The organism is Rania fehmarnensis, assembly GCF_056494185.1.
In genome coordinates this window covers 8,597,842-8,618,865 of the sequence record NZ_CM151398.1, presented here as the reverse complement: position 1 = coordinate 8,618,865, position 21,024 = coordinate 8,597,842, and the positions used below count along the sequence as shown (strand labels likewise).

The 21,024-nt window shown below is 53.7% G+C and carries 5 protein-coding genes and 1 pseudogene (1 of these 6 only partly in view); 3 read left to right on the top strand and 3 right to left on the bottom strand.

The genetic code is table 11. From position 1 onward, the window contains the following. Positions 1 to 14: 14 nt before the first annotated feature. Together SH573x_RS29215 and SH573x_RS29210 are read right to left on the bottom strand one after the other, a co-directional pair. The gene (locus SH573x_RS29215; RefSeq protein WP_479351635.1) at positions 15 to 3,536 is read right to left on the bottom strand and encodes a protein kinase domain-containing protein; all 3,522 of its coding nucleotides are present in this window, start codon (positions 3,534 to 3,536) and stop codon (positions 15 to 17) included. Continuing rightward, positions 3,536 to 4,192, bottom strand: a complete 657-nt coding sequence (locus SH573x_RS29210) for a sigma-70 family RNA polymerase sigma factor (RefSeq protein ID WP_479351634.1) — start codon at positions 4,190 to 4,192, stop codon at positions 3,536 to 3,538. Before SH573x_RS29210 ends, SH573x_RS29215 begins: the two co-directional genes overlap by 1 nt. 277 nt (positions 4,193 to 4,469) lie before the next feature. Between SH573x_RS29210 and SH573x_RS29205 the strand changes: the two genes are divergently transcribed. Together SH573x_RS29205 and SH573x_RS29200 are read left to right on the top strand one after the other, a co-directional pair. Beyond that, positions 4,470 to 5,087 carry a PEP-CTERM sorting domain-containing protein gene (locus tag SH573x_RS29205; protein ID WP_479351632.1) on the top strand — a complete coding sequence of 206 codons (618 nt, stop codon included), beginning with the start codon at positions 4,470 to 4,472 and terminating at the stop codon, positions 5,085 to 5,087. 87 nt (positions 5,088 to 5,174) lie between these two features. Next, positions 5,175 to 5,729, top strand: a complete 555-nt coding sequence (locus tag SH573x_RS29200; protein WP_479351630.1) for an RNA polymerase sigma factor — start codon at positions 5,175 to 5,177, stop codon at positions 5,727 to 5,729. 12 nt (positions 5,730 to 5,741) lie between these two features. Here the strand turns inward: SH573x_RS29200 and SH573x_RS29195 are convergent, their stop codons facing one another. Next, a complete protein-coding gene (locus SH573x_RS29195) occupies positions 5,742 to 8,738 on the bottom strand; it encodes a protein kinase domain-containing protein (RefSeq protein WP_479351628.1) in 2,997 nt (998 codons plus the stop codon). 342 nt (positions 8,739 to 9,080) lie between these two features. Here SH573x_RS29195 and SH573x_RS29190 point away from each other — a divergent pair. Continuing rightward, positions 9,081 to 21,024: pseudogene (locus SH573x_RS29190) on the top strand (LamG-like jellyroll fold domain-containing protein); its annotated part runs 18,062 nt beyond the window's last position; the annotation flags it as partial.

The following is a 21,024-nucleotide window of genomic DNA, read 5'->3' as shown; positions in this document are numbered from 1 at the left end:
TGTCCACGTGCTTATCAGTGAACAATGGCAGAGCCGCTGGAGTCAGAGTGGTCATGAAAGTCGAGATCCAAATCAGATAGCTGCTCACGTAGAAGCTTCAGATTCCATACGTGAATTTGGTTTCCCGAAATCAAGGAGAGATGTGAACCGGTCTCGTCGAATGCCAGTTGCCCCAGCGATGCCGGATTGGGAGGCATCAAAACAGCCACGGTTTGGAAGGAGCGGACATCAAGAATCTGATACTGATTGCGCGACCAGGGGGCAATCAACCAACGACTGTCCGGAGAAAATGCCAGCCGAGCGGGCCAGCCGTCGTCGCCTGTTCGCTCGTGGGACGACTCACATTGCCATGTGTCGGTGCGATACAGATCGATTCGATAACTTCCAGAAACTGCCAAGTATTTGTTGTCCGGACTGAAGGTCACACTAGCCTTATCGCCATCGAAGCTCAACTCTTTTACAAGACCGCCCGTGCGAGAACTCCACACGCGTACGCCCACGCCCTGCCAAGGACCGGTTGCCAGCCAGTTCTGATTTGGACTAATGCCCAGGGACCACCGATTGTGGTGATCACCGGTCGTGGTGCCCTCCGATGGATTGAGCAAATCGACAAACCGAGTTCCACGTCCAAATGGCAATAAGAGGCAATTTTTCATTGCAACTGGTTCAGAAAACGTTGCTTCTATCTTCAAATCTGAAATCAACTCGGGCGTTTCGATCACAGCCGACCTCGAATCCGAGGCGTTGTTTTCAAATGAGATCGGCCAACGTTTCATTCCGTCTTCACCTACGGAGATAAGCGCACGACGCTCCCCTGGCGACTCAACAACTTGAACAAATCGGACGGTAGGCGAGATAGGAATTAACTTGGCAAGTTTACCGGAATTGGTTTCGAATAGCTCCAGATGGGTAGGGGTGGTTGACCAGACAAAATCTGAGCAGCCTGCCAAGAAGTTAACTTGATACCTTTGTTTAGCGTCACTCGTCAATGTTTGCAAACAACTTCGGTCGAGTACTTCCCAGACTCCAAACTCGCGACGCGGAGTGGTATAGGCAAGCCGAGTTCCATCGGGGCTGAAGTGTCCCGCCAAGGCATGACTATCGACTTTCATCAGTTGCTTGTCGTTGTTCAGCTCCCACAAACGAGTGCTGTTGTCCCAGGCGGAGGATACCAGGCTATCGCCACGAGGATTCAAAGCCAGTCGAACGACTGCCCCGACATGCCCCATCAAACTTCGAGGTCGCTCGTCAAGTTTATGGATATCCCAGATCTGGATCTCACCATTGTCGCAACCAGCATGTAGCAGCTGTCCGTCTCGATTCCAAACCAGGTCACGCACCACTCCTGGTAGTGAGATAACTCGTCGGGGTCGTCCAGACAGAGAGAATAGATTGACGCGAGGACGATGCGCATCGGCTACCGCCAACATCTTTCCTGTCGGATCAAAACGCAGTGCCATGGCTTCGACACCTTCAAGCGAAAGTTCTTCAACTCGCTCTCCACTGTGTAAGTTATACATAGCCAGCGTTTGATGATCCGTGGCTATGGCTATGGTCGGATCAATTGGGTGAAAGACAAATTTTCCGAACCTACTCGGGTTAGTGCAACGTACTATGCACCTGCCCGTTTCCATGGACCACAAACCTACATGCATGGGTGCGGCGTCGGGCGGATGATAGGTGGCTGCTAAAAAGAGACCATCGGGACTGAATTCCAAGCTCCATGCATGAAAGCCCGGCCCAGGTAGTTGTCGTGTTTCTAAATTAGTTGATATATCAACTATTCTTATGTCTCCAGTCTGCGACGCTTGTGCATATCGTTGGTGGACCCAGTCGTAAGCAATGTGGGTCGTCCAATCTGACCGAACGTGCACCGAGCGGACCTTATGTAGATCCACTAGCGCTAAACAGGCAATCGCTTCATTGCGTAGAGCTAGCAGGGCCTGGTCGCGCTGCGATGGATCAAGATAAACTCGTGGTAAGAATTTCAAGGCTTTGGAGACGGCGGCCAGGCCATGACTGCGCTGCCCGCTGGCGGCATTCAGTCGGCCGGCGGTGGCTTCGGCGCGACTCTGGTCAAATAAGAGATTGAGCGCATCACGCTCACTCGCCTGGGCTAATTGCGTCTGCAATTGAAGCGCATGGGCTTGCTGCATCCAGCGATACCCAAACCACAGAGATCCGACCAACATGGTCGCCAAGAGGAGCCCAATTCCGGAAACAAGTAGACTGATCGTTGGATTGTGCCTGAAGAATCGACAGAGTTTGCCCCACAACGAGGTTCGCTTGGCTTGAATGGGCATATCGTTCAGATACGCTTGCAAATCTTCCGCCAACGCACCGGCAGATTTGTAGCGCCTCGCGGGTAGCTTATCGATGGCTTTTAATACGATCGTCTCGAGATCAACTGGTACCGCTGGAGCCAGTTCACATAGCCTCGCGGGTGGACGATTGGCGATGTCGTTCAACAGGGTGGCACGGTCGCGCTGCGGGAATGCAGGCTGCAACGCTATCAGTTCATAGAGAGTCAGTCCAAGTGAGTAGATGTCGCTGCGCCGGTCTGTCAAACCTCGCAAACGCTCGGGAGCCATGTACGGCAAAGTTCCTAAGAGATCACCTGTTTGAGTCAGGTTTTCATCGTTTTCAGTGGCTAACCCAAAATCCGCAACCCATAACACGCCACTCGAATCAAGCAGCAGGTTAGCTGGCTTGATATCTCGATGAATGACGTCGTGCTCGTGAGCGTACTGAAGAGCTTGGGCCGCTTGATAGCCCAGGTGGGCCACACGCTGATAATACTGCTTCAAACTTTCGCTGTGCGCTAGTCGCGTGGCAGGCACGGCAGGCTGGTCTTCATTGCTCCAAATCAGGCGGAGCGTTTCATGCAATACGCCGGACTCATCAGCGGGCAAGGGCTGCGAATGGCGCTGCCGGCTGATTGAGTCGATCACCAAATCCAAGCTGCAGCCCGGAATAAATTGCATAGCGTAGTAGTGCAGCCCACGATCACTACCCACATCGAAGACCGGTACGATGTTCGTATGATGCAGTCGGCCAGCTGCCCGGGCTTCGCGATAGAACCGTTGAAGCCGCCGATCGTTGGCCGCCAGGTGATTGGCTAAGACCTTCAACGCAACTCGGCGACGCAACGTTGTGTGTTCAGCTTCGTAAACCAAGCCCATGCCACCTTGGCCAATGAGACGCAGAAGCCGATAGTCTCCCAACGTCTCGGGCATCGCACTTACAGGTTGAAGCAACGATGGTTGAGCAGGAGTCTGGTTCGATTGGGCTATCTGTTCCAAATTTGCCAGCACTGGGAACAGCCCTTCTATTTCGCTGGCAAAGTGAGGATGGGCACTGGCATATTCGCTGATCGATGGCTGCTGACCTTGACGGATTCGCTGCACGAAGTGTTCTGTCAACTCTGCCAAAGTGATAGATTTGCCTGGCACAGTCGGTAGGCCATCCCACGTGCTAGGTGGCGACTCTGCGGTAACGTGTGGACGTGAGTCCAACTTGTTGGAAGCCGAACTCATTAGCGACGTCCTGGCAAAGTAGTAGTGGAGGACATCGCCCGATCGAGTAGCTCCTTTAATCGTTTGATGGCGCGAACATAACGGTTGCTGGCAGCCGTGGAACTAATGCCGAGCACGGCCGCACATTCCTGATTGCTGAGTTGTTCGAAATGTCGAAGATCCAGGATCTCACGGTCGATCGGTTCCAGTATCGCCAGAGCTGTTTCTATTCGCAGTTTTTCTTCGGCGCGGGTTAACGCTTGGCTGGGGGTCGTCAGCCGTCCGACAAGTTGTTGCGCCAGTTCCGTAGAACTGTCATGTGACCATGGGCACGCGTGGATGGAGACCTCCCGCCCTGCATCGCGAGCCTTCGTTCCTAAGTGGTGGCGTTGCAGATATGCCAGACGCTGCAGAGTCAAGAAACGCAACCAGACATAAAACGGCAACCGAGTCACATTGGCTGCAAAATATTCGTCTAGCCTGGAGATGGCTTCCAGCGATGCATCTTGTACGACATCCGCGGCCTCAATTCGGCCCCGCAATTTTTGATCCATGCGAAACGCAACCAGCCGAATTAGTCGCTCGCGATGTTGCGTTAACAACGCACCTATCGCGGACTTGTCTCCCTCGCACTCTTGCCGAAGCAATTTGTCCGATGACCAAGCGGAATCTGCCATTCGCCCAACCCCTCCAAGCTTGATCGGCCCCTTTCAGTATATAACTGCGCATCGGCGCCTACATCCACCGCCCACAGCACTAGCGTTCTGACAAAAATTGTTGTTCTGAAGATTTTGTTCGTTTGACGCTCCGTTGCAGTTGCGATGATCAGGGCTTAAATGTGCACGGCTCAGAACTACAAGTAAATCTTCCTCGGAGTCCGCATCCCAATTACACTGGGGTTACAGCGGCATAATGCCGGCGAGGCATTTCATTTTCGCTCTCGAAGGAAGATTCATGAGACTATTGGCGCTAGGTTGCTTAATCCTGGCTCTTATTGGCCAAACAAGTCAGGCGGCCCTCATCCTGACGCTCACACGCGTAACGCCCGACGGTGATATCGTGCTGGGGGGAAATGCCACATTCGAATTGTCAGTTTACTCCGATAGTGGGAGTCCAGAACCCAATGTGGCTGGCATCGACGTAGTGGTGGACGCCAACGATCCAGCTCTGACAGGGACTGAAATAACGGGTGGCCAGTTCATTGCGGGCACTAATGATTTCTTCACCAACGTAGCCAATCCTTATCTGATTCCGTTTCCCTCTTCTGTGGCCTACTTTGGTGCTAACAATGGCGCGGGACTGAGTGTCGGAACTTCTCCCTCTCGACTGGCAATATTGACATTAAGCACCGCAGGGGCGACACCGGGGAACTACCTGATGAGCCTCTCTAGCCTGACCGCTGTGGACTCTTTGTTTAATGCCATTGACATTAGTGCTGGTCCGCCGCTGAGCTACACCATCAACAGTGTGCCGGAACCGATGTCGATCCTGCTGGTCGGAGTTGCCACAATAGGCGTGGGGATACGCCGTTTTCGCCACTTGGGTTCTACGAGACGTGGAGTGTCGCGTTAGGTTGATGCTCGGCCGTGTGGTATACTGCCGGTCGTTTTGCATTTGTGGCTCAGCAATCACACGACTGTGCTAGAGAACCGACCGAAGATGTTTCTGACTCCTGCGAGTTTGCTCTATCGACTCAGGCAACCAGAAGAAACAGCGGCTTGGGATCGTTTTGTTGAACTCTATTCGCCTTTGCTCTATCACTGGGCTAAACAGCTAGGCTGTCAAGAATCCGATGGCGCCGACTTAGTTCAAGATGTCTTCGTCATTCTGTGGCGGAAGATGCCGGAGTTTCAGTACGACGCCGGGCGCAGTTTCCATGCCTGGCTGAAGACCATCTTTTTGAATCGCTATCGGTCGCTCGAACGAAAATTGGTTCCGGTAACCATGGAGTCGGGATCGAATCTTTGCGACAGCAGCGCCGGCATCATCCTGGACGATGCAGAGGACATGCAGTACCTGCTGCGCAGGGCGTTGCTGCTAGTGGAGTCTGAATTTTCAGAAATGCAACGCAAAGTCTTTCATGCCTATGTCCTAGAACAACGCGATCCCAATGAGGTCGCCGCTGTCATAGGAATTTCGGTAGGCACTGTCTACTCGATCAAGTCCAAGATCTTAAGTCGGTTGCGACAAGAAATGAAGCTGATCTTGGACTAAGGAACCGATGCTCTACTTTTTGACCCGGGCGACTCGCAGGCCTAGATCGAAGTAGGTCCAAGGTTCAGTGGGTTCTAACACGTGCGACGCTCTGCACTTCTCGGCTTCGTCTCGCCAGCTTCCACCATGAATCCAGTGTGCACGTTTGTGGGGAAGATTGGCCAGGTCATCACACCATTCCCAAACATTTCCGTGCATGTCAAAGAGCCCCAAACCGTTGGGCGCATAGATTCCCACCTGGCTAGGTCGCTGAAGATCACTCAACTTCGAGTTGGCATGGTGTGATAGCAGCGTCTTGGTAGGCGTATTGAAGTAGAACGCATTTGTATTGTCAAAGTCTGGGGGCATCGGGCCGCCCTGGCAAGCAAACGTCCACTCCGCTTCGGTCGGAAGTCGGTAAATCCATTCGGGATTACTCTCCAGTTCATTCAACTTGGTGAGGAAACTTTGGCAGTCGAGCCATGAGACTCGTTCGACAGGTAGTCGAGCCAACTCGGCGTCGCTCAGAAACGTGACCTTGTCAGCCCCAGGACCTTGCCGGCTAAAGTAGCTAGGGTTCGCGCCCATCACTTGCAGCCATTGGGCCTGAGTCACTTCGTAGCGACCGAGATAAAAATCGTTGGCGACTTCGATCTCGCGTGCACCCAGCAACTGATCAAAGTTACCTGTGCCACGTAGTGTCTGGCCGTGCGGCACGAGTTCGAACTCCATGCCTAGGCTGTTTATAAAGGCAACGGGTTTGACGGACCGATTGCCCGGATCAAAATCGGCTAGTACCTTGGCCGCTGGTTGGTCATTGATCTTTCGCAGTGTCGAAATGTCTTTTAAAGTACTGAACCAATTGGCAAGTTCGTAGTCGAACTCAAACCATGTCAACGGCCAGCCCGTGGCCATCGAGATATCTTTGACGTTGGTACCGCGCACCATCAACTCTTCGATCGGGGCAGCTTCAATTGGCGAGAGATCTGCTACGCGGGTGTTACTGCAGTACAGGGCTCTTATCGAAGTGCCTTTCAAAGGTGACAAGTCTGCCACTTGCGTTAAATTGATGCACAAGAAGTCGAGTGGGGCTCCCGCCAAAGGCGTCAGATCGGTGAGGTTGCGGTTGCAGCCAATGTTCACGTGCTCCAGCGGCATGCCGCTCAGTGGCGTTAGATCAGATCCCGTCCAGTGCCAGAGCTTCAGCACCCGTAGCTGCATGCCTTTCAGCGGACTCAAATCGGAAACGGGAGAGTAATCTATGCTCAGCTCTTCGAGAGGCATCCCGGCCAATGCATTGAGGTTGGATGTAGTATAACCGCCGTAAAGGCCGAAATTGACCAGCGAGAGGCCTTGGATACCACTCAGATCAATGAGCACCAATTCCCAAGTGCTCCCGCCTTCGATGCTCAATGACTTCAGCAACTTGAGTCCACTGAGCGTTTCGAGATTGGCGACGTTCTTGCCGGTAATGGTCAAGCCCACGATCTCGCCATCTTGAATTGCAGGTTTGATCGCGCCATCGAACTGAGGATTGCCGGCCTTGAAATGCTCGAGCACATTTTTGATGTGCTCATTGGCCTGTAAATCCAAAACATCGTTTGTTGTGTCGTCCGCCGGCGGCTTGAGAGTGGAAGAGAGGCTTGACGCATTGAGCTCTTCTGTCGCTGACCATTGAGAGGACAAGAACCAGCCAACTGGAACGAGTAGTCCTATCGCAGTTGCGATGCCTATCCAGCGCCTGCGCTGCGACACGCCGGGTCGCGCGTGTGGGGACGAACGGAGTTTTGTTGCACTGGGTTGCGTTTCGCCGCGTTGCGTTGCCGATTGCCCATACTCGGCCACTCCTGACTCAAGTTCCTGTTTGACGCTAGCGAGCGCTTGGATAACTTCCCGGGCCGACTGAGGTCGCTGGGCCGGCTCCTTTTGCAGCAGCCGCATCGTCAATTGGGAGAGCTTCACCGGGATCGCTGGGTTTCGCTGGGCAGGCGAGTCCGGTGTGTTGACCGCCAGAGCCATCAACGTTCCTAACATGGATTCGGCTTTGAACGGAACCTCGCGCGTACACAGGTAGTACAACACACAGCCCAGCGAAAACAAATCCGATCGCGCATCGACCGACGATTCACCGCGAGCTTGTTCGGGAGCCATGAAGGCAGGAGTGCCCACGATTGCGCTGGCTTGCGTTAGATGTGTGTCATCCACATCCATGCGAGCTAACCCAAAATCTAAGATCTTCACTCGAGGACGACTATCATCGTTTTCTTCGAGCCAAATGTTGCCTGGCTTGATGTCGCGATGAATCATGCCCTTCTCGTGAGCGTCGGCCAACCCTTTGGCTACGCCGGTAGCAATATGAATGATTAAGTTCACATCCAGTTCTTCACCGGACCGGATGGCTTCGTCCAGGGAACGTCCAACTAGCAGCTCCATGGCCAGGTAAGGCACATCGTTTTCCTCATCGACTTGATGAACGGTAACGATGTGATCGCTTTTCAGGCAGGCAGCCGCCCGGGCTTCGCGCAGAAATCGCTGCTTGGCAACCGGATCCTGCGCGATCTTAGGTAACATTACCTTCAGGGCAACCTGGCGATGGAGTTTGGAATCCTCTGCCAAAAACACTGAACCCATTCCGCCCGAACCCAATAGCTTGAATATGCGATAGGGCCCCAGTTTCCCTAATCCGCCTTGAGTCGAATCGGCCGAGAAGGAGACCGATTCGCGGCTGGCGCTGGATAAATCTTCTGAATGGTTGCCAAAGTCCGAATGGTCTGCTGCCAGGTTCGGAATCTGCTTGATGCGCTCGACCATCAGTCGCGGGGTCTGACTGGCGATGCGTGTGAAAGTATTGGCAGTCCCTACGAGCGCCTGGGTGAGTGCACCCTTCGACGCCAATTGGCTGACCTGTTGCTGGCAGATGGAGCAATGCTCCAAATGCTCGGCATACTCTGAGAGTTCTGGGTCCAATAGCTGGCCATCGAGTAAGTCCAACAGTTCGGAATACTTCGGACAGGCTCGTTGGGTATTCATAGACTGGCGCACGCTGTGGACAAACAAGGGAAGACGAACATTCCGCGGCTAAAAGGTCGCTCCGTCCGGTTTTGGGGAAAGACCAGTTGTACAACAAGTACGCACCAGAAGCGAACTTCTTCCGAAACTTCATCAACAAACCATCTTACAAGACATCGTTCCAACACAAAATGAAATTTTGTGGCACAAACCCTCGCAGGAGCACGCATAGCTACGTGAAGGCCTTATTGTCTGAGTGTCATTCAGAGCTGATCCCTTTTTTGTGGAAGATTCATTCAAGTTGGGCGTACTCCAGTAACTCCTGGTAACTCCGGCCCCTCCTCGCAACTGAATTGGCTGACTATGAATGCTCCCCGCTCTCGGCGTGCATCAGCTCTCGCTCGATCTCAGGCCCGCCGCGCATTGAGAAGTTCTTTCTTTGAGATTCTAGAGCGCCGCGAAGTGATGGCGGCCGGTTCCGACCCGTTGGTTCTAATCCCAGGTTTCGGTGGCACCTTCGCTAACGAAGCCAACACGACGACCAACGAATGGTTAGCCACTCGCGGCCTGGCTCCGGACAAATTAACGCTCGAACCGTTCAGTGGCACATACCAAAACATTGTTCAGTCGCTGACCAACGTGGGATACAACTCCAATCCCGCCTCAGCCACGCAAAGTCTGTTTGTGGTGAACTGGGACTGGCGCGTCCCGGCCGCCCCAGTGGATGCCGACGCCCTGAGCGCTCCCAACGGAACACTGTCCAGTGTTACAGCCGCGGGCATCTCGAATACAACGTACGAGACCGGTTTGGATTACCTGGGTCGAGTCTTGGCCGATGTCAAACTCAAGTATCCAACTGCTACGAAAGTCGATGTGATCGCGCACGGCCTGGGTGGCGTTATCGCGCGGAGCTACATTCAAAGCGCAGCCTATGGTCAGGCTGGCTTGCCGCGCATCGATGATCTATCGCTGGTGGGAGTTCCCAATGAGGGTGTCACGGATCCGTTTAATCTTGCGGGCGACGATTGGAGCAATAAAGCTGCCGCCCGTATGACATCTCAGATGGTTGATCGCGCCTACGACTTGATGAACGCCGGTGCAGGCACCGTCATCGTGGGGCCTACAGGTAACATTCTCAAGTCAGAAAATCTCACGCCGTCCGAGTTTACGCAGCGCTATGTGGCTTCACTTCGACACTTGTTACCCACGTATGCAGCAGTTGATACAGACGACGATGGCGTCTTCGAGAAACTATCAACAACCAACCCAGCCGGTAACACGCGCGTTAATGATCTGCTGATTGACTTGAACGCGGGACCGAAAAACGCCTGGCTGGATTTGGTATTGAACAAGACCAACGTCATTTATAGCACGGAGGTCACGACTAGCGATCAACTGATCGCGCGCACGGGTCCATCAGAGGCCGGCTATCAAACCGATGAGATTTTGTCGTTCCAAGACTTCATCGGACGTCGACCCAATGCGGGCGAAGCCTGGTTCGAAGACAAGGTTTCGGGCCACGGTGGTGACGGATCGGTCGCCACTTTCTCGTCGATCGATCCATTTCTGGGCGATCGTCGCATCGGTTCCAAGCTGATTCTCGCCCCGATCACCGGGGCTGCCGCAGGCGTAACTGCTGTCGGTCACAACGAGCTGATGGTCAATCCGTTAGCCCAAACCAGGCTCCTTAAATCAGTCGGTGCTTCGGCTTTTACCAACGCCAACCTGGTTACCAACCGCGTCGTATCGAAGTCTGGTGCTACAGCCAAAGCGATCTCGACGGGGCTGGTGCGGCCCACCGATGCCATCTCTGCAGCGGCTGCTCAATTTAAGAACATCCTCACCACGACGACTACAACTGGGGTTCTCAATACAACTCTGGCGTACACCTCGACCAAGCTGGGAACTTTGCTGCCGGTCGATACATTGTGGCAAGACCGAGTGCTAACGCCGCTCACGGATCTCTTAGCGAATAACGCCAGTGCCACGTTGGCGCAAATCGTGGCGGTCTTGAACGTTGGACTACCCGTGCCCGCATTTTCAGTGGAAGAGGATTCCGACGAAGAGAAATCGATTCGCTTTGACCTCAGTGCAGCCAACTTTACGAATATCGCTGGCAGCGCGCCAACCGCTACCGGGACACTGGCGCTCGGAAGTGGCTTGGCCCTCAGCGCAGGCGGCGACTATACCTTGACCGGTAACCTTTCGCTCTCCGGAGTGATTGGGATCGATATGAATCAAGGGGATGACTTTGCCAACGCCTTGTTTGTGCGGGGGCTCAATCTGGTCGCCAGTGCCTCGGGGTCGATCAGTAACTTGAACGCCAGCATCAATATTGGCAGCTTGAGTGCGGGTATCGAAAACGGCAGCTTTAGCCTGAGTGCCAGTGCCTCCGTAGGCTTGAAGTATCCATCTGACGATAACGTTTCGCTGCGTCAAATCGTGGCCACTCCCTTTACCGATCTGGTTGGTATCACACCGACGGCAGCTCTGGAGATGCGACTGCCACTGAATATCACCAATACCGCCACGAACTTTAATCTTGCCAACTTTGGCCGTCCGGTGATTTCGGCCGCATCGCAAAATCTATTTGTGGGCACACCCGATGTCATCGTGGACATCGAAATTGGACCAGCCATACAAGATCAGATACTGACGCAACTTGGTTCGCTCGATGCTGCGGCTGATGATGTATCTAGTCGTTCAGCTTTCAACACAGTCATCCCTGGCATCGGTCAGTCGCTGAATGGTCTAATCAACGCTCCTGGCAGCGGAACCACCAATCGCTGGGGTGACCTGGTCAAATTTGAGAAGGCTGCTCGCGATTACTTCGACAGCTTTAACCCAGCCAGCGCCGTGTTTGATGCGGAAAACGTTGGACAGAAGCCAACTGCCCTGGGACTTCGCAATGCGATCACTGCACGTATTGATACAGTGACGCGCGATATCTTAGGTGGCGTTGGTATCTCGCTGAAAGGTGGACTCGACCTGGCCACCAACAAACTGCAATTCGATCTGGCGGTAGACGGTACGTACATGCGTTCGGTCGATCTGCAACTCGATTCGCTCGGGGATGAATGGACCGACATCGGTGTGGACTTCGCTGCGGCCGCTAAAGTCGACGTGGCCACCGATATCGACATCGGCATCAGTTTCGGAGTGGGACTGAGTACAGTTACTGGACTCGAGCCTTTCTTTGCACTCAATCGATTCAATGTCAACGCGTCCATCAATGGCGATAACGCCAGCCTGGGATTCTCCATCGCTAGTGGGACAATTGGTGGCACGATCACCGCCGCCAAACTGCGCATTGATGCGGGTGTCGCGATTGCGGTAGCCAATACCGCCGGACCGGTTGCCAGTCGCATTAGCGTTACGCCCTCTGGCGCGCTGGATCTGGATTTCCGTTTCAACGCGAGTCTGTATGGATCGGATTTGGTTACCGGTTCCGTGCTGCCAAGCGTTACCGTATTCGATGCCAATCTGTTTGATGCAAACGGACCCACGTTCGATGTCGATATCGCGCCCCTGCTGCTGAATCTCAGCTCTGAAGCGATCGTCAATGGACTGATCAGTTTTGCCAGTTGGCTCAACGACGCCACGGGTAGCGATGTGCTCTCGACCAAGATACCGCTCTTGAACAAGAGCATTGGCCAATTGCTGGCCACACCGGCGGAACCTCGCAAATTTGATCGCTCGCAGATCATTTCCATCGACAGTCCGACCGTCTCCGATGGTTTCAAACGCTTTACGGCGCAAATCAATTTGGGTGGAGATACCGCTGCCTCGATCGGGATCAAACCGGAAGCTACGATGATGTTCCTGGCCACTAGCGGCGAGTTTTACGAAGGCATTGTGGACGGGGTCGATGGCGAAGTAGTGACCATTCGCTATGACCAGTCGCGTACCGATGAGCCCAATGTGGCTGAGCCGGCTTTGACATTCCAAGTTGGTGGAACTCTTGGCGATAACCTCAAAGCTGCGTTGGTCAACTTCAACAAGCCAGGAATCGTCGCCCCGTCGTTGGCGGAACTATTCAATGAGCTGGCCGAGCCCTTGGGTATCCAGTTCAGCGGCCCAGGAGCTGTCTCGTACGATAACCTTACCAAACGCTTGCTGTTGATCCCCAGCTTTACACCCCAAGCGATTCAGTATGCCACGCGGTTGGACTTTGGTAACAAGATTGCCGGTCTGGAGTTCAATGCATCGGGTAATTTCATCGTGACCGCAACTCCGACCATTCGCTTGCCTATCGAAATAAATTTAGATTCCAATTCTGGTCTGACGCCCACTAATCGCGTGGCCATTCTGGATGATACCGATCCAGAAATTAGCCTCGCTATCTCAGCTCAGCTGGATGAACCCCAAGCGCGGGCGTCGATTGGGTTTATCAGCGCTATCTTGGCCGAAGACCCGGCCATCACGACCAACGACGGCATCAAGTTCGACATGACTCTGGGGATCAATGTCCAAGACCCTAACACAGTTGCAGGCACAACCGGCCGGGCTACGATTGCTGAACTGCTCGTGCCGGCGAACTTGTCGAATACGTTTACACCGACGTTTACTGGTTCGGTAGATATCGACGGTATCACGATCAAGCCAGAAGTTGCGGGAACCGCTATTCCCGGCGAGGTGACGATCTTTACCACCGATGTGGCCAATCCGATTGTCACTACAACTCGAGCACCTGCACAGTTCTCGAACCTGAGTGAATTAGGCAGCCTGTTCAACAAGGTCTTTGTAGCGAACACGATTGGCACTACCGAATCGCTGACTCCGGAAGCCGTAGCCACAATGTTCGTGCAGTTGGGTAACTCGGTGCAGGAGATCGCTGGCAAGCTGGAAGTGCCCGATGGCATCCCGTTTGTCAAAGAGGCTGTCAGCGGTATCGTCGACTTCAGCCGCATAACCCAGAACTTCGCGCGTCAACTTTACTTCAATCCCAAACTGGTTGGGTCCGACGACATCTCGGTTACCAATGGTCGATTGTCCAGTGATGCGACCTTGGCAATACGTATCGAAGGCGGCGAGCCAGCCTTCATCACCATCAAAGCTGAAGACACTGCGACAAATAATTCGATCGACGATCTCTACGCGGATATCAATGCGGCTCTAGCTGCTCAGGGCTTGGGTGGCAAGTTGATCGCCGAGCGCCAACTGCCCTATGTGGGCGATGAAGTTTCTGCGCTGACAGATATCTCTGCGGATACCATTCCGAACTTCGTTCAGCCGCTACCGGACGGGTATCAGCGTTGGAACGCAACACTGCCCAGCACGATCAATCTCTTCAACCTCGGATTGCGCGTGGGCGATGTGATTGAGTACTTGGATACCGCCGGAGTGTATCAACAGGCCAGTGTCGATCAGATGACGCTCAATACGTTGTCGTTCCGCTTCAACGCCGCGCTACAAGCCCTGCCAGAAGTCGATGACGCCACGCGCTCCATCTCACTTTTTGGTTCAGACAATGCCAACAAGCTGGCCATTCGCACAACCGATCCTACAGCAGGTATTTCGCTGGAACTCAGTACAGTCCAAGTGACTGCTGTCAGTGACTTGCCCACGCAGCTCACTAGCGATTTGAGTTTGAACCTGGAAATCGACGGAACACTGGTCGTTGTGACCATCACCGCTGCGTCGACCAGGGACAACGGTCAGCCGAGCGATATGCTGGCCGCTCTCAACCAGGCTCTAGCGAGTACTCCGTTTGCTGGCGGGAATCTCGATCAGAAACTGCGGGCTCAACTGGTCGGCAACCAACTTCGTCTTATTGCGGTTGATAGCGCTACTAAATTGCTAACAATCAACGGCGGTGCAGTGCTGGGCTTTGTGGCAGGTCAAACCAAAGACCAAAACACTGCCCGCACGGAACTGGGACTGGGTACCAACACAGTTGAGTCGGGTAATGTGCCTGGCTTCCGGGATGGCATGCTGGCCAGTCCTGCCTTCCGGGCGGGTACGATTCAGGACTTGGTTCACATCATCAACGGCATGCTGCAGGCGCAATTCGCGGGTCAGAGTCTCGCGACCGCTTCGCTCAACTATATCGCCGCGCCACGTTCTATTCAGTTCAACATCAATCTGGGTACCGAGTTCAGCAAGTCCATTGAACTGAACTTCGATGAGGGAGTGGATGTCGGGTTCGCGCAACTGAGTGTGGCTGGTGGCGCCGCGGCCTCCTTCACGGCTAAGGCTGGTGTCGAGTTGACGGTGGGTATTGACTTGGATCCGATTGGCTCAGGCACAGTGACAGCCGCGACACTTCTCAGCTCGCTCGATAAAGGTCGCGGTGTTCAAGTCAAATCGGGTCTAATTGGGAACGTGGTCAATTCGAGTGGCCAGAACACTCCGGTGAGCGACCTCTCCCTGAATCTGCTAGTCAATCAGTACGGAAGTGTTTCAACCGCAGTGAATATTACACTGCCAGCGGACACGGTTTCCGACAACGCGTCTCTGGATGACCTGGCTGCCGATTTAACTGAAGCGCTTAAGGCACGCTTCCTACAACTGAATCTTCCCAATCTCCAGGTCGTCGAAGGCAATTCGCCTATCGAAGTTCAAACGACGCCCGAGGGCAAGCTGTATATCGTCTCCAATGCCAACAAGGTCAACGGGCTGACGATCGCAGCGGGAACATCTGGGTTCCTGGGCTTTGCAGTGAACCAAACGAGCAACGTACCCGACCTGGCAATTCAGTTGCGCAATGGCAACACCTTTGAAGTGGATCTCGACTTCTCTGAAACGCTTGGGGACATCAAGTCGAAGATTGAAGCCGCTGCTGGCGGCGCAGGCGTTCTGGAAGTGACGTTCGTCGCAGACCAACTGCAATTCAAAGATAAAACCACCCAGGTTGGCACCAACAAGTTTCAAGTGACGGCCATTGGCGACAACACCGGTATATCGCCCATCGGCTCGCTACTGGGCATTGTGCAAGAGATCTCGCCGATTGACGACGATCCGAATACGCCAGAGGTTGATGAAACTAACGATGGAACCGTGCTGATCGGTGTACCGCTGCTGCGACAATTCACTACTGATCAATTTTATGTTTTAGTTTCCGGTAGTCGAGCTTTTGCGAATATCACGATCGACTCCAGCGATGTCGACCTGGTTGCATCGCTGGGCATCCTTGATCTGGGTATCGTCGATGGTGTACTCAGCTTCAACGCAAATGCATCGATCAATTTGGCTGATGTCGATGACCCCGATACGTCTACCGTTAATGAAGCGACCGATGGCAAGCTGCGACTAAGTGACTTTTCGCTGGCGGGCTTCAAATCGATCATTCAGCCCAGCTTCACCTACAGCGGAAGTGCCAACCTGCCTGTCGATGGCAATGCGTTGGTCTTCTTGCCACCGGAGTTCAAACCAGGTGGGGCCACGCCGATAACGATCGGCATGACGCTCTCGGGCAGCGGCTTTACTAAGCCCACGTTGACCTTTGGCGTCTCCAATTTGCAAGCTGCTCTGGAAAACTTCAAGAACTTTTCAGTGGCTGATTTAGTGGGAGTCGTGCAGCGCGTGGTCGAACTGTTGCAGAACAGCGATATCGACGGGCTAAATACGCCCATACCGGTGGTCAACCAAACGCCTAACGACATCTTGAACGTGGTGGGTGGCCTGGCGAAAGCGGCCGAAGAGTTGCTGTCTGGTCCGGATCTTGAATTGCTTGCCGCCAAGATACTGGAGCTGGAGACCTTGCTGAACAACTTCGGCGGTACTCCAGCTCAAAGTGATGCAGTGATGGAACAGGTGGCGGGAGTTAAGGCCGCGTCCAATCCCGATCATACTTATCAGTTGAGCGTCGCCGGGATCTCTGTTGTCAACGATGTTACTCCAGCTGATATTGCGCTGGATTCTTCAGCGGCCGAGGTCTTCGACGAGTTGACTCGTATTTGGGGACCTGGAGTTATTCAAAGTGTGACAGGTGCCACAGGCGGTCCCTACACAGTGACCTTCGAGGCTGCCCGCGGCGATGTTAGCGATCTCAAAGGATCCAGTGGATCAGGTCTGACTGTTCAGTCTCGCACTTTAACTGCAGGTGTTACCGGCGCCACTTCCGAAGTACAACAATTGACGTTTGTGTCCACAGGTCAACTGGTAGCGGCCCTGACACGCTTGCGCAACACGTTGGCGGCTATTCCGACGACGACTGCGGGGCGCAATGATCTGCTGGCCAAAGTAACAGAGATACAAGACAGCGTGGCTTCGCGTAGCAGCCTGGGCAAGATCCTCGGCGATGCGATCAAGAAGGAGCTCGACCTGCCGGATAACGCCTTCACTTTGAGCATTGATTTCGTAGATGCAGATTCGGTCGCTCCCGGATTTCAAGCCACGGCCATCGTCAAGATTGATATCGACAAATCCGTGACCAAGTCCGTGGGTTTCGATTTCAACTTGCCCGATCTAGGCCCAGTGGATGTGACTACTGGTGGCAACATCGAGTTTACTGTCGGTGGCCACCTCGACCTGGATTTTGGATTCCGCTTTGGGACCTTTACGCCTTATCTGCTGAACACAACCAAAGTTGCTTTAACCACCTCGATCGACTCGGTGATTTCGGCTCAGGCCGGCATCGGTGGTATCGGTGGTGGGCTTGAAGGAAAACTGCAACTCAAAGAAGCACAGTTCTTGGATGCCGCTGCGGTAGTTGCCGGCGGCGCCGGGATCGCGCTGGCAGGCGCGCCAACGGATAATCTGATGGTGGTGACCCGTGAAGGCGAAATCACTGGCGCGACCAATGCCAATCCGATCGTGATCACCACCGCCGCTACGCATGGTCTGCGAAATGGTCAATCCGTGACGATCAAAGGTGTCTTGGGCAATACCAACGCTAACGGCAAATACTTTGCCAAGGTTCTTACGCCGACGACCTACCAACTATTCACCGACTCAGCCATGACCATCGGGCGTCCCGGCAATGCCGCTTACATCGCCTCGGCGACAGATGCATGGAGTGCCAACCTCAAGCGCGGCAGCGCGATCACGCAAGATGTCGACTATGCACTGGATACTTCCAGTCCACCCAATGTTATCTTCAAGAATGCGGCAGCCTCGTTAACCGAGATCCGGTATTCACTGGAATCGCATACTCCAGCAGCCAATCCCGCCAAAGTTACCGTATCGATCGATCCTGCCCTTGTTCCCAGCGATGGAAATTCGATTGGTGGAATTCCATTCTCGCAAGTGTTCTCTTCGACGATTCCTGTTGCCAACAAGTTTGATTTCAACTTGAGTGGTTTCGCATCGTCGTCGCTGGATGGAAACTTTCTGGGACTTACCGTGGATAACGCCATCACGGTAGGAGCCGGTCTGGACAAGCCCACCAGTTTCGATTTGAACTTCGATGGCATCAAGAGCACGATTGCCAATCTGACCGATCCAAGCAAGATCAGCCTGGCCCAAATCATCAGCGGCATGAAAGCTGTCTTGTCTTTGATCGAAGCTGGACTGAAAGATGACTTGCTGAATCAGGTGCCGTTGGTCGGAGACAATGTCAATCTCGATAACAGCTTTGTCGGCAAGCTGCGGACAATGATCAATCAACTGGATTCACTGGTCAGCACGCAAGGTGGACCACTCGAATCGGTTCGCGCCCAAGTTCAACAATCGATCTTCAACTCGCTGGGCCCCAATGGTCTGAAGATCCTCAAGCTCAATCCGCTGCATCACAATGATCCCAGCGTCGCAGACAATTTAGAAGTTGCCGACTTCCGCGATATCGATATTACCATTCCATCCTTAACTACGCCGATCGCAGATGCTGAGTTTGGGATCAACCTCAATATCGCTGGTCGCGACAAGATCGATGTGGATTTTGATCTCGGTGTCGATGCCTTGGCGTTTGATCTGGAGACCAAAGGCGGCGTCGAACTGAGCTTTGCGTATGACTTTAGTTTTGGTTTTGGCATAAGCCTGCAGAATGGATTCTATTTCCAAGTCAAACCCAACGCGGTTTATACCAACGGCTTGCCCAATGTCGGTGCGCCGGAGATCGGTTTGTCGATGGACGTGATACTCAAGCCGGGCACGACCCTCAGCGGCAAACTGTTCGTGCTGAACATGTCAGCGGAAAGTAACCTGGTCGAAGACTATAACCGCGATGGAATTCTCAACAATGGCGGCATTGGTATCGACCCGGCCACCGGACTCACGCGTGGTCCGCGGCTGAACGAGGCCGTGGATCGCTTCGACTATAACCGCGATGGAGATACGAACGACATCCTTACGGAAGCGGATCTGGATGGCAACAAGCGATTGTCCAAAGGCACCGGCATCGCGGGCAATATCTTTATCGATATTCTCAATCCTGATAGTGATTCAAAGAATCGCTTGAGCTATGCCGAAATCAAACAGACTCCAGCCAAGTCGCTATTCAACGCAGGTATCGCGACCGAAGCCTTCGCCGATCTCCGATTGAAAGCGGACGTCGGTTCTTCGAGTCTACCGAACATTACGGCGGACCTGACACTCGATTGGGCCATTGGGTTTACGACGCGCGATGGTGTGATCGGTGGTGGCTTGCCCGATGTGGCTATTCGCGATGTTAAGCTGGACATGGGCAGCTTTCTGACTACGGTTATCAAGCCAGTCTTTGAATCCCTGCAGACTTATCTCGGTCCGATTCGACCATTGGTCGATTTCTTGGCATCACCGGTCCCTGGTTTGAACGACCTTTCGCAACTGCTGAAAGGTCCAGAGATTACCTTCGTCACGCTCGGCATGCTGGGCGCTTCGCGTTCCGAAGCAACCATGGCTGCGGCCCGCAAGGCACAACAAGTCATTGGGCTGATGCAAGAGATTTTCAAGTTCATCGATTCCTTCGAAGAAGTGGTTCGCAATGGCGATGCCATCGTTATTAACTTTGGCACCTTCTGGGTAACAGGCAAACCACTGGCCCAGACGAACGTCAGTACTACCGGTGCCGGACTGGAACGCATCCTGCCCACCAATCCCAGAGCAGGCACCCAAGTTCGAGTCTTCAGCAATGGCCTCGAAGTTGCCAAATCACTGTATACAGTTGTGCGCTTTCTGGATGGAAACGTCAAGAAGACCAAGATCGTGTTTACCACGACGCCAACTGGTACGATCACGGCCACCTACACTACGACCGAAGGCGGTACGACTGACCTTTCCAACAAGAACACTCCGGTTCAGGTTAAGACTAATGCGCTGCAGTCTGATCTACTGGACTCCAGTGGCGCACCAATTGCCAATGGTGTTGCGAACAAAGTTGGACAGGCCAATACACCTGGCGCAGCCGGCACCAAGTCGCTCCTCGGTCGACTAACGGGCAGTCCCAATGCCAACGGCAAAGGTGGTTTCGGACTCAAGATCCCGCTGATCTCGAGTCCGTCGAACATCTTCAAACTCTTCACGGGTGAGAAGGCAGACATCATCCAGTGGCAAATTCCTAAGCTGGATTTGAACGTTCCTTTCCGCATGAAGTTTGGACCGATTCCATTTCCACCGGTGCCGTTGTACGCGACTTTCGGCGCCAAGCTGAGCGCCTTTGCCCAGTTCTCGATCGGCTTTGATACGCGTGGCATAGCCAAGACTGGAAACTTCGTCGATGGCTTCTACTTCGGTGACTTGGCCAACGTGACCACCGGTGCCGATATCGATGAGTTCGGTGTAAGTCTGGAAGCGTCGGTAGGTGCGGCCATCGATATCGCGGTTGCCTCAGCGGGTATCGAAGGCGGCGTGCGGGCCGATCTGGGCTTTAACTGGAACGATCTCGACAAGGATGGCAAAATCTACTTGGACGAGTTGGCCGATCTGTTCTCGCTCAAACCATCGCCATCGACTGGCAACGATATTCCCGGCATGTGTGTCTTCGATGCGCATGGATCTCTCTCGGCCTTTATTAGGGCATACTACGATGTGGTCCTGTTCGGTGGAGATAGCTTTACGATTGCCGAAATTGAACTCTTCTCATTCAATCACTCGTGTCCAGCGCCAGGGCTAGGTGAAGTGAGCAGCGACGGAACGTTGACCTTGTATGCGGGTGATAACGCGAGCAAACGCAGCGATTTCTATGGTACAGATATCAACGAGTCGTTTGAAATCAAACAAATAGTGGACGCTGGGCAACCGGCTCAAGAAGTGACCTTCCACTATCTCAATCGAGATAACCAACCCGATGTTACCAAACGCATTTACAAAGGCGTCACGCAGATCTTCCTCTCGGGTGGATCAGGTGATGATAGTTTTGTCGTCGATTCGAGTGTTACGGTACCGGTGAAACTGTATGGTGGCGCAGGCAACGATCGACTGGTCGGGGGTAGCGGCAATGATGTGCTGG